Origin of the sequence: Sphingopyxis indica, from assembly GCF_900188185.1 — a bacterium.
In the GTDB taxonomy this organism is placed as follows: Bacteria; Pseudomonadota; Alphaproteobacteria; order Sphingomonadales; family Sphingomonadaceae; genus Sphingopyxis; species Sphingopyxis indica.
On record NZ_FZPA01000004.1, the window covers coordinates 1 to 11,963 of the forward strand.

9 protein-coding genes are annotated in these 11,963 nt (G+C 65.5%); 8 read left to right on the forward strand and 1 reads right to left on the reverse strand.

The features are described 5' to 3' along the window. Window positions 1-208: 208 nt before the first annotated feature. Window positions 209-928 carry a FadR/GntR family transcriptional regulator gene (locus CHB69_RS07180; protein WP_089215526.1) on the reverse strand — a complete coding sequence of 240 codons (720 nt, stop codon included), beginning with the start codon at window positions 926-928 and terminating at the stop codon, window positions 209-211. Between the two features lie 147 nt (window positions 929-1,075). Here CHB69_RS07180 and CHB69_RS07185 point away from each other — a divergent pair, with 147 nt between their 5' ends. The 8 genes from CHB69_RS07185 to CHB69_RS20670 all read left to right on the forward strand — a co-directional run bounded on the left by CHB69_RS07185 (window position 1,076) and on the right by CHB69_RS20670 (window position 11,892). Beyond that, window positions 1,076-2,605, forward strand: a complete 1,530-nt coding sequence (locus tag CHB69_RS07185; protein WP_089215329.1) for an aldehyde dehydrogenase (NADP(+)) — start codon at window positions 1,076-1,078, stop codon at window positions 2,603-2,605. 62 nt (window positions 2,606-2,667) lie between these two features. Next, the gene (gene araD1, locus CHB69_RS07190; protein WP_089215330.1) at window positions 2,668-3,663 is read left to right on the forward strand and encodes an AraD1 family protein; all 996 of its coding nucleotides are present in this window, start codon (window positions 2,668-2,670) and stop codon (window positions 3,661-3,663) included. A 3-nt stretch (window positions 3,664-3,666) separates the two neighbouring features. Further along, window positions 3,667-4,593, forward strand: coding sequence for a Gfo/Idh/MocA family protein (locus CHB69_RS07195; RefSeq protein WP_089215331.1), 927 nt, complete (start codon window positions 3,667-3,669; stop codon window positions 4,591-4,593). A 25-nt stretch (window positions 4,594-4,618) separates the two neighbouring features. Next, window positions 4,619-6,184: an alpha-N-arabinofuranosidase gene (locus CHB69_RS07200; RefSeq protein ID WP_089215527.1), complete on the forward strand. Its 1,566-nt coding sequence runs from the start codon at window positions 4,619-4,621 to the stop codon at window positions 6,182-6,184. Further along, on the forward strand, window positions 6,181-7,188 hold the full coding sequence (locus CHB69_RS07205; protein WP_089215332.1) for an arabinan endo-1,5-alpha-L-arabinosidase: 1,008 nt from the start codon (window positions 6,181-6,183) through the stop codon (window positions 7,186-7,188). The genes CHB69_RS07200 and CHB69_RS07205 overlap by 4 nt, the downstream gene beginning before the upstream one ends. A gap of 43 nt (window positions 7,189-7,231) precedes the next feature. Next, window positions 7,232-8,674: a glycoside hydrolase family 43 protein gene (locus tag CHB69_RS07210; protein ID WP_089215333.1), complete on the forward strand. Its 1,443-nt coding sequence runs from the start codon at window positions 7,232-7,234 to the stop codon at window positions 8,672-8,674. A 189-nt stretch (window positions 8,675-8,863) separates the two neighbouring features. Further along, on the forward strand, window positions 8,864-11,659 hold the full coding sequence (locus tag CHB69_RS07215) for a TonB-dependent receptor (protein ID WP_089215334.1): 2,796 nt from the start codon (window positions 8,864-8,866) through the stop codon (window positions 11,657-11,659). A gap of 107 nt (window positions 11,660-11,766) precedes the next feature. After that, entirely contained in the window at window positions 11,767-11,892 is a 126-nt protein-coding gene (locus CHB69_RS20670; RefSeq protein WP_281252657.1) for a hypothetical protein, read from the forward strand. Window positions 11,893-11,963 lie beyond the last annotated feature (71 nt).

Here is an 11,963-nt window from a genome sequence, read left to right on the forward strand (position 1 = left end):
GTCGGCCTCCAGAACAGCTTCTGGCTCACCGTCGCCTGCGAACTCTACGTCCTCTTCTACGCCTTGTGGGGCTCAAAACCCACCAACGCCCTGCCTGGCGAGGTGCTGGAGACGCCCGCCTCCTGACGTGCGGCTTGCAGAGAGCTGATCCAGAGCGGGCCGGCGGCGCCGTCGCCGGCCCGTCGCCGGGGCCGGAAAGGCTCTCGCTTCAGCCGGCCATGGCGCTGCGCGTATCTTCGAGCGCAAGGTCGATGAGTGAATTCATCGCTTCTGCGGCGCCATCGCCGTCGCCGGACACGATGGCGTCATACACGCGGACGTGATCCGGGATCGGATTGCGCGGCAGCGCGCGCGCGCGCTGCTTGAACTGCGTCGTCCAATTCACCGCGGCGCTGATGCTTGCGCTCAGCACCATCAACGCCTGATTGCCGGTGGCATGCAGAATCGCATTGTGAAAATCCCTGTCGGCGGCGCGCCCGGCCTCGGTGGTCAGCGTGTGCCGGCGCATGTCGGCAAGCGCGGTCTTCATGATCTTGAGGTCGGCCTTGTCCCGCCGCTGCGCCGCCAGCCGGGCGGCGGCCGGTTCGACGATGGCGCGCAGTTCGAACAGGCTGCGCACAAACTCGATGTCGGGCTCCCCGGCGAAGGCCCATCCGAGCACTTCGGGATCGAGCAGGTTCCAGCGCTCGCGCGGCAGCACGCGCGTTCCGGCCTTCGGGCGGCTCGCCACCAGTCCCTTGGCGGTGAGCACCTGGATCGCCTCGCGATAGGCGCTGCGGGAGACCTGCAGCTCTTCGGCAAAGGCCACTTCGCCGGACAGGACATCGCCGGGCGCATATTTGCCCGACAAGATGTCGGTGCCCAGCCTGTGTGCGATGGCGCCGTGCAGGCGCCGGCCGGGGCCGCGTTCCTCCCCCGGCTTCGCCATTTCCTTTTCCTTGCCCGGTTCAGCCTTTGTCACGATTTCAGCTACCTCCGCCACCAGACCCTAACAGCCCGCCCGCAGGGAAGGAACGACAAAGATTGCGTTTGGCGCTCACTCGAAATATGTCGGAGTAAATAAGGAGCCCCTCAAATGTCAGATTTCCATTCCATCGCCGCCGAAACGGGTCAACCCCATGGCGAGCCGCTCAAGGTCGACAGTTCCGCAGATGTTGCGGAAGCCTGCAGGAAAGCCGACGCCGCGTTCGACGCCTATCGCGCGACCGGCCGCGAGGAGCGCGCCGCCTTTCTCGAGCGAATCGCCGAGGAAATACTCGCCATCGGCGATTCGCTCATCGAGGCGGCCATGACCGAAAGCGGCTTGCCGCGCGCGCGCCTCGAAGGCGAGCGCGGGCGCACCGTCGGCCAGCTTCGCCTGTTCGCCGATGTGGTGCGCAAGGGCCGCTGGCAACAGCTTCGTATCGACCCCGCCATGCCCGATCGTCAGCCGCTGCCGCGGCCGGACCTGCGCCTTCGCATGATTCCGGTCGGTCCGGTCGCCATATTCGGCGCTTCGAACTTTCCGCTCGCTTTCTCGACGGCCGGCGGCGACACCGCTTCGGCGCTGGCCGCCGGCTGCCCCGTCGTCGTCAAGGGACACCCCGCTCACCCGATCACCGGCGGGCTGGTCGCACAGGCGATCGCCAGCGCGGTGGCCGCCTGCGGGCTTCCCGAAGGCGTTTTCCAGCATCTTTCCGGCCCCTCGAACGATCTGGGTGCGGCGCTCGTCGATGATCCGCGGATCATGGCGGTCGGCTTCACCGGCTCGCGCGCCGGCGGCCTGGCGCTCATCAGAATCGCGCAGGCCCGCGACGTTCCGATTCCCGTCTACGCCGAAATGTCGAGCATCAATCCCGTCCTGTTGCTGCCCGAAGCGCTGAAGGCGCGCGGCGAGGCGCTCGGCGCGGCGTTCGTCGGCTCGCTCACCATGGGGGCCGGCCAGTTCTGCACCAACCCCGGCCTCGTTCTGGCGGTCGAAGGCGAGGGGCTCGACGCCTTTATCGCCGCAGCTGCGGAGGCAGTGACGCAAGCGCAGCCGCAGACGATGCTGACCGTCGGCATTCGCGATGCCTATGCGAGAGGCGTCGCGACCCTCGCCGCATGTCCGGGCGTCGAGACGGTGGCGCGCGGCGCAGAAGGCGACCGCACCCGCGGCGACGCCGTCCTGTTCCAGACGACCGGCGAAGCCTTCCTGGCCGACAGCGCGATGGGCCACGAGGTTTTCGGCGCGGCCTCGATCGTCGTGCGTTGCAAGGACGAAGCCGAACTCGCCAGGGTCGTTGCCGGACTCGAAGGCCAGCTCACCGCCACCCTCCACATGGATTCCGCCGACGCAGGCATGGCTGCGCGCCTTCTGCCGATACTCGAGCGCAAGGCGGGCCGGATCCTCGCGAACGGCTGGCCGACCGGCGTCGAAGTCTGTCATGCGATGGTTCACGGCGGCCCGTTTCCGGCCACGTCCGATCCGCGTACCACCTCGGTGGGCAGCCTGGCCATCGACCGCTTCCTGCGCCCGGTCAGCTATCAGAATATCGCCCAGGACGTCCTGCCCGATGAGCTGCGCGACAGCGCCATCGGCGACGGCGCCCCCCGCCTGATCGACGGCACGCTCAAGCTCGACTGACACCAGCCATCTTACCGCGGCGCGCCCGGCGAAAGGGACGCGCCGCGATCCGGGAGAGACACATGACTTATCTTCGCCTGCTTCAGCATCGCGCGGCCGACGGCTCGCGGTCGGTCATTCTTGCCGAAGGCGACACGGCGCATTTCCTTCCGGGCGTGACGTCGGTCCGCGAATTGGCGCAGCGGGCGATCGCGGCGGGCGAAACGCTGGCCGACACTGCCCGGGCCTGCGGACAGGGCGCAGACGTCGACATTCGCGCCGAATTTGACGCGGGCCGCCTGCTGGCGCCGATCGACCATGCGGACGCGGCGCACCTGATCCTGTCGGGCACCGGCCTGACGCATCTCGGCTCGGCCGAGGGCCGCGACAAGATGCACCGCGAGGCCGCGGCGAGCGAGAAGCAGACCGATTCGATGCGCATGTTTCTGGAAGGCCTCGAAGGCGGCAAGCCTGCCCCGGGCGAGGTCGGGCAGCAACCCGAATGGTTCTACAAGGGCGACGGTTCGCAGCTCGTCGGCCCCCGGGACCCGCTCCCGATGCCCGCCTTTGCCAAGGACGGCAGCGAGGAACCCGAAGTCGCCGGCATCTATATCGTCGGCGAGGACGGCACTCCCTATCGGCTCGGCTTTGCGCTGGCCAACGAATATTCGGACCATGTGACCGAGCGGCACAACTACCTCTGGCTCGCGCATTCGAAGCTGCGCCGCGCCGCATTGGGCGCGGAACTGCTGCTCGGCACGCCGCCCGCGGGCATCGAGGGCACCAGCCGTATCCGGCGCGGCGGGGAACTGCTCTGGGAAAAGCCGTTCCTGTCGGGCGAGGCGAATATGTCGCACACGATCGCCAACCTCGAGCATCATCATTTCAAATATGATCTCTTTCGCCGGCCGGGCGACATTCACGTCCATTTCTTCGGCACCGCGACGCTGTCGTTCAGCGACGGGGTGACGACGCAGGAAGGCGACGTCTTCGAGATTTCGGCTTTCCCCTTCGCGCTGCCGCTCGCCAATCCGCTGGCGCGCGCCGATGCCCCCGCGGTCGCGGTCAAGGCGCTCTGAACGATGGACCCGATCCGCATCGCCGTCGTCGGTCTCGGCAAGATCGCCCGCGACCAGCATCTGCCCGCCATCGCCGGCAACGCCGCCTTCAGCCTGGCGGCGACCGTGAGCCCGCACGATCCCGGCCGGGAGGGCGTTGCCCATTTCGCCAGCCTCGGCGATCTGCTCTATGGCGGACCGGCGATTGATGCCGTCGCCCTCTGCACCCCGCCGCAGGTGCGCTACGATCTGGCGGCGCTGGCGCTGAAGCGCGGCGTTCACGTCTTCCTCGAAAAACCGCCGGGGGCGACGCTGAGCGAGGTGGTCGCGCTGCGCGAGCGGGCCGACAAGGTCGGCGTCACGCTTTTCGCCGCCTGGCATTCGCGCTTTGCCGCAGGCGTGGCGCCGGCGCGGGCCTGGCTTGCCGAACGCACGATCCAGAAGGTCTCGATCGTCTGGCGCGAGGATGTGCGCGTCTGGCATCCCGGGCAGGCGTGGATCTGGGAACCCGGCGGCCTCGGCGTATTCGATCCGGGGATCAACGCCCTGTCGATCCTCACCCATATCCTGCCGCGTCCGGTCTTCCTCGAGGACGCCGCGCTCAGCATTCCGGAAAATCGGGCTGCGCCGATCGCAGCCGAACTGCGCTTTCGCGACACCGCGGGGGCCGACATTCACATGGATCTCGACTGGCGCCAGACCGGGCCGCAAAGCTGGAACATCACGGTCGAAACCGACGCGGGAACGCTCAAGCTGTCGAGCGGCGGCGCGGTGCTGACCCTGCCCGGCGGGACCGAGCATAATGAGGACCTCGAATATCCCGGCCTCTATTCGCGCTTCGCCAATCTGATCCGCGGCGGGCGCAGCGATGTCGACATCGACCCGCTCCGCCTCGTTGCCGACGCCTTTCTGCGCGGACGGCGCGAGAGCGTCGAACCCTTCAACGACTGACCCCTTACGGGGAGGAGAGACCATGATGCTGAGGACGCTTCGCCACACGGCGACATTTCTGCTGCTGGGCGCCACCGCGTTCGCGGGGGCGGCGCAGGCCGATACCGGAGGAAAGCCGACGACGGCGGTGATCCACGCCGATGCACCCGGGCCGGTCTATAACAAGGAGATCTTCACGCAATTCGCCGAGCATCTGGGCAACGGCATTTATGGCGGCCTGTGGGTCGGGACGGACAGCAAGATTCCCAACACCAACGGCTTTCGCAACGACGTCGTCGGCGCGCTGCGCAATCTGTCGGTCCCGGTCATCCGCTGGCCCGGCGGCTGTTTCGCGGACGAATATCACTGGCGCGAAGGCATCGGCCCGCAAGGCGAGCGTCCGGTCAAGATCAACACCCATTGGGGCGGCGTGACCGAATCCAACAGCGTCGGCACCCACGAATTTTTCGAGCTTGTCCGCCAGGTCGGCGCCCAGGCCTATGTCGCGGGCAATGTCGGCAACGGTTCGCCGCGCGAGATGGCCGAGTGGGTCGAATATATGACGGCGCCGGCCGGAAGCCTCGCCGACGAACGCGCGAGGAACGGCCACAAGGAGCCCTGGTCGGTTCCCTATTTCGGCGTCGGCAACGAGCTTTGGGGCTGCGGCGGCAATATGCGTGCCGAATATGCGGCCGATGTGACGCGCCGCTATGCCACCTTCATCAAGGCGCCGGCGGGCACGAAGATCCTGAAGATCGCGGCGGGGGCGAACGTCGACGATTATAACTGGACCGAGACGATGATGCGCGTCGCCGCGTCGACGCTCGACGGCCTGTCGCTCCACTATTATGTGCTTCCCGGCGGCGGCTGGCCGCCGCGCGCGCCGGCGACCGGCTTCGACGAAAGCGCCTGGGCCGATACGCTTCATCAGGCCTGGCGCATGGACGAGCTGATCGCCCGGCACAGCGCGATCATGGACAAATATGATCCCGAAAAGCGCATGTTTCTCGCGGTCGACGAATGGGGCGCATGGTATGCGCAGGATCCGGGAACGCGGCCGGGCTTCCTGCGTCAGCAGAATACGTTGCGCGACGCGCTGATCGCCGCGATCAACCTCGACATTTTCGCCCGGCACGCCGACCGCGTCCGCATGACCGCCATCGCCCAGATGGTGAATGTGTTGCAGGCGATGATTCTGACCGACGGCGACAAGATGGTCCTGACCCCGACCTATCATGTCTTCGAGATGTACAAGCCTTGGCAGGACGCCACCGTGCTGCCGATCGACATCGACACGCCGACCTATGCCAAGGGTCAATATAGCCTGCCGGCCGTCAGCGGTTCGGCGGTGAAGGGCCGGGACGGCAAGGTCCATATCGGACTGTCGAACGCCGATCCCACCGAGCCCAACAGCGTGACGATCGCGCTCGACGGCGTGGCCGCCCGGCAGGTTTCGGGCCGCATCCTGACCGCCGCCACGATCGACGCGCACAACAGCTTCGATGCCCCGCAGGCGGTCCGGCCCGCGCCCTTCTCGGGGGCGATCGTCAAGGACGGCAAGCTCGTCGTGACCTTGCCGGCCAAGTCGGTGGTCGTGCTCGAACTGCAATGAGGAGGACGCTTCTCCTCGCCGCGGCGCTCGGTCTGGCCGTGCCCGCTTCCGGCGCCGCCGGGCAGCAGGTCGCGGCCGGTCCGAACGATCGGCTGTCGGGCGATCTGACCGCGCACGATCCGGCGATCATTCGCGAAGGCGACACCTATTATGTGTTCAGCACGATCGGCAAATATGTGGGAATCAAGACCTCGCGCGATCTCGCGCAGTGGAAGGACGCCGGCGCGGTCTTCGCCGAGATTCCGGCGTGGGCCAGGCAGGCCATCCCCGGCGCCGAAGGCCTATGGGCCCCCGACATATCCTATGTGAACGGCGAATATCGGCTCTATTATTCGGTCTCGACCTTCGGCTCCAACCGCTCGGCCATCGGCCTTGCGACCAGCCCCACGCTCGATCCGAAAGCCCCGGATTACGGCTGGAAGGATCATGGGCTCGTCGTCATGTCCACGGCCGAGGACGATTTCAACGCGATCGATCCGAACCTCGTCGTCGATGCCGAAGGACGCCAGTGGCTGGCGCTCGGAAGCTTTTGGAGCGGGATCAAGCTCTTCGCGCTCGATCCGGCGACGGGCAAGCCGGCGCCGGGAAGCGAGCCCTATTCGATCGCGCGGCGGATCGCGCCCGCCGGCGGACCGGCGGCGATCGAAGCGCCGTTCATCATCGGCCACGGCGGCTGGTACTATCTGCTCGTTTCCTATGATTATTGCTGCAAGGGCGCGAACAGCACCTATTATACGGTCGTTTCGCGCGCGCGGAAGATCACCGGTCCCTATCTGGGCAAGGACGGCAGCGAGATGATGGCAGGCGGGGGGACGATCTTTCTGCGGGCCGACCTGCAGGAACAGCAGCGGTTTCGCGGCCCCGGTCATGCCGGCGCCTTCACCGACACGGACGGGACGACCTACGTCGCCTACCATGCTTATGACAGGCAGCGGAACGGTGCCCCGACCCTGCGTATCGCGCGCGTCCGGTGGAGCGCGGACGGCTGGCCGGTCGCCGAATAGGGCAATCCCCAGCGGGCGGCCATTCAACTTGGGAGAGGACAAGATGCAATTCGGAATTTCGCGTCGTGCTTTCGCGGCCGGTGCCGCTCTGTTGCCTGTCGCCTGCTCGCGAGCTGGCAGGGCCTTGCCGGCCGCCGCCACCGGCGGCTCCGCGCCGCCGCTTCCCGCCCTTTCCAATCCGCTCGTGAAGCAGCGGGCCGACGCCCAGATCTTCCGGCACGAAGACGGCAACTATTATATGACCGGGTCGGTCCCCGAATATGACCGCCTCATCCTGCGCCGCTCGCGCACGCTTGCCGGGCTGGCCGACGCCGAAGAACGTGTCCTGTGGCGGCACGAGGCGAGCGGGCCGATGTCGGGCTTCCTGTGGGCGCCCGAACTGCATTTCGTCGGCGGGCGCTGGATCGTTTATTTCGCGGCCGGTCCCAGCGGCGGTGGCGAGGATGTCTTTCGCATCCGTACCTATGCGGTGATATGCGACGGCCCCGACCCGATGACCGGGAATTGGACGGTGCTCGGCCAGTTCGACGCGCCCTGGGACAGCTTCAATCTCGATTCGACGATCTTCATGCATCGCGGGACGCAATATTTCGCCTGGGCGCAGCGCGAGCCGGGCATCGAGACGAATTCGAATCTCTATATCGCCCCGCTGGCCACGCCGCTGACGCTGGCGGCGCCCGCCGTGCGGCTGACCGTGCCGACGCTCGACTGGGAAGTGCGGGGGTTCAAGGTCAACGAAGCCCCCGCCGTGCTCGAACGGGGCGGCAAGCTGTTCATGACCTATTCGGCGAGCGCAACCGATGCGCGCTATTGCCTCGGCCTGCTCACCGCGGACGCCGATGCCGACATCATGGACCCGCACGCCTGGACCAAGTCGCCCGAACCCGTCTTTACCACATGCCGCGAAACCTCGGTCTATGGGCCCGGCCATAACAGCTTCACCGTCGACGAAGAGGGCCGCGACATGCTCGTCTATCATGGCCGCGATTATGAGGCGATCGAAGGCGACCCGCTGTTCAACCCCGATCGTCATACGCGGGCGCAGCGCCTTTACTTCGACGCGCAGGGCAATCCCGATTTCGGCGTGCCCGTGGGCAACGGCCCGTTGCCCGAACGCTTCGCGCCGGCGGGCCGGTCCGGCGTCTGGCTCGCCCATGCCGGCACGCGGGCCTTCGTCGGCTCCGCGCCGCTCGCGCAGACGCAGTTCCGTTCGCTGCCCGATGCAAACGGCGATCTGCGCCTCTCGCCCATTCTCCTGCGCGATCATTGCCTTGCTGCCACCGCGAGCGGCGGCGTCGAGATCCGGCCGTCCGCCGCGGGCGATCGCGCACCCGGCGGCGACCTGTTCAAGCGCCGGCCCGGCCCGCGCAAGGACTGCGTCATTCTCGAATCGGCCGCCTATCCCGGCAAGGCGCTTGCGCACGATGCGGGCTCTCTCCGACTGGCTCCCGCAGGCGAAGCGGCCAGTATCTGGGATATTTCATAGGCTTAATAAATCAGACTAAATAATATCCGCTTTGGGTCCATGAAGGCCATGTGTGGCGCAGATGTCGCACAAATCGGGTATAATCCCGCGCGCTAGCAGAATCGGCTTGCAAATTTTAACTCCGACAAATTATAGGCCTCACTGGTTCACGAGGCATGGTATCGGCCAGCCTCAACGGGAGGATAGACTATGGCGCTCAAGCCAATCGCATTCTGCACAGCATCCATTCTGGCCCTGAGCCTCGCCGGCGTTGCCCATGCGCAAAGCCAGAGCGATCAGGGCGCTTCCGCGGCTTCCGAAGGCAATGGCCAGCCCGCGGCCGACGATATCATCGTCACCGGCGTTCGCGCCTCGATCGTCGGCGCGCTGAATGTACGCAAGGAATCGGTGCAGATCGTCGACTCTGTCGTGGCCGAGGACATCGGTAAATTGCCGGACAATAATGTCGTCGAAGCGCTCCAGCGCGTGACCGGCGTGCAGGTGACCGACCGCGCCGGCGGCGAAGCCGCCACCGTGACGATTCGCGGCCTTCCCGATCCGCTGACGACGCTCAACGGCCGCAACATCTTTACCGCGGCGGGGCAGTCGTTCGCGTTGCAGGACATTTCGGCCAACCTCGTCAGGCAGGTCGACGTCTACAAGACCCGTTCCTCCGATCAGATCGAAACCGGCCTTGCGGGCCAGATCGACGTCAAGACGCGCCGTCCGTTCGATTTCGACGGCTTCACGGTCTCGGGTCTCGCGCGCGGCATCTATAACGAACAGGCCGACAGCTTTAACCCCAATGTCGCGCTGCTCGTCAGCGACCGCTGGGAAACCGGCATCGGCGACATCGGCCTGTTGGTCAACGGCAGCTGGAGCCGGACCAAATACCGGAACATGTCGACGACCGCGGGCGCCTTCGTTCCGTTCGCAACGGAAAATCCGCCCGCCGGATCGGGCCTCGCCCCACTCGAGCGGATATTCTCCGGCTGGCAGCCCGGCCTCGACTATGGCCTGCCTACCGCACCGGGCTCGACGATCGACTATAATGGCGTCGCCGTTCCCTATTATCTCTCGCGCGACGCCGTCTTCAGCTCGGACCTTTATGGCAAGCGCGAACGCCCGTCGGTAAATGTCGCGCTGCAATGGGCGCCGAATTCGAGTTCGGTCTATACGGCGGAAGTGTTCTACGCGGGCTTCCGAGGGACGACGTTCAACTCGCTGCAGTTCAGCTTCGTCGACTGGTGGGGCAACCCGGGACCGGTCGAGCTCTATGACGGCACCAACATCGTCAAGGCGCGCACCGTCGACGATGTCTATGGCTTCAACAGCGGCGACTATGCGACGAACAAGACCGACAGCTTCGTCTATGCCCTCAACGGGCAATGGGACCTTGGCGATCGGGGCAAGATCATCGGCGATGTCGCCTATCAGACGAGCACCAACAAGGGCTCGTTCATCGCGATGCGGACCGAACGCGTCGCAAACCAGATCACCACCGACTTCAACGCCGGCGGCGGAATTCCCTCCTATCACTTCGCGGACGACAGCCTGCTGACCGATCCCGACGTCTGGACCGTTGCGCAGCTTTACGACAATGCGAACAAGGACAAGGGAAGCGCGATCACCGCCACGCTCGACGGCTATTATGAGTGGGACGAGGGCTTCATCCGCCGGGTCAAGGCGGGTCTGCGTTACGATGACCGCAAGGCAAAAAGCTATGTGCGGACACAGGATGCCGGCGTCCTGGGCGTCGCGCTTTCGACCTTGCCCGAAGACGCGCTGTTCACCAATTCGGACTTTATGAAGGGCATCGCCGACGTGCCGCGCAGCTGGGTCCTTGCCGACGGCGGCTGGCTGCACGACAATGCCGACATGGTCCGCGACCTTTATGGCCTGCCGACCTCGGAAGCGCTGTCGCTCGTCAAGACCTTCGACATCGACGAAGTGACGATGTCGGCCTATGTCATGGCCGATGGCGAGCTTTCGATCTTCGGCCGGCCGCTGCGTCTCGAAGGCGGCGTTCGCTACGTCTCGGTCACAACCGATTCGAATTTCTTCGATCGCTACAACGACGGTGCGCTGACCCGCGGCGGCAGCCAGTCGTCGAAATTCCTGCCCAGCTTCACCGCGCGCTATGAAATCACGCCCAATCTGCGGCTGCGCTTCAATTATGGCGAAACGCTCCGCCGTCCCAATTTCACGGACATCAATCCGAATTATTCGTTGACCGGCGATCTCACCAACGTGGGCTATGGCAGCGGATCGGCGGGCACCGCGGATTTGAGGCCGACGCATTCGAAGAATTACGACCTCGCGCTCGAATGGTATTTCGAACGCAACAGCGCGATCTATGTCACCGGCTTCCGGCGCGAGATTGACGGCCTTGTCGTTCCGCTGACGGTCATGGAGCATATTCCGGACAATGGCATCGTCGCGGGTGCGACCGAAAATTTCGCCATCACCCGGCCGGTCAATGCCTCCGACGGCGTGCTCAAGGGCGTCGAAATCGGCCTGACCTATTTCCCCACCTATCTGCCGAGCATCCTCGACGGCCTCGGTTTTCAGGGAAGCGTGACGATCCTCGATTCCAAGCAGAATATTCCGATGACGGACTCGGCGGGGAACATCACCGGCGAGGCGACGTCGCAATTCTTCAACGTGTCGAAATTCTCCTACAACGCCACGCTCGCTTATGACCGCGGGCCGTTCGATGCGCGCGTGTCCTATGTCTGGCGCAAGGGCTTTCTGCACAACAACGAAGCGCGCCTGTTCGCCAATCCGATCGGCGTCTGGTACCGGCCGGAAGAAAGCCTCGACGTTCAGCTGACGTGGAATGTCACCGATCGTATCGGCCTGACCTTCGATGCGACCAACCTGACCAAGTCGAAGCAGCAGAATTATTACAGGTTCGACAATGTCGGCAACGCCGATCAGTTCAACCTCGGCACGCTGCAGCTGGCACGCACCTTCGCGATCGGCGCGCGCTTCACCTTCGATTGATCCCTGACGACCGGGGGGCGGCTTGCGGGCAGCCTCCCGGTCGACAACTCTGGCGGTCGCTGCCGCGGCCCTTCTCCCCTCTTGCTCTCCCGATACGGGCAGCCGCAATGGGAGCGACCGCCATCTCTCTGAAAGACCAGACCGCGAGCCCGTCGGAACGAGTGGGTTTCGACTCGCTCGACCCTGCACTGGCCGAACATGGCGTCAGGGATTTCGCCAATTTCGGCTTTTGATTCGTCGATCGGGGTGCGAATCCTTGCGGAAATCATCCGGCGTCCCTCCACGGCGAGATGGGACCGCCGCC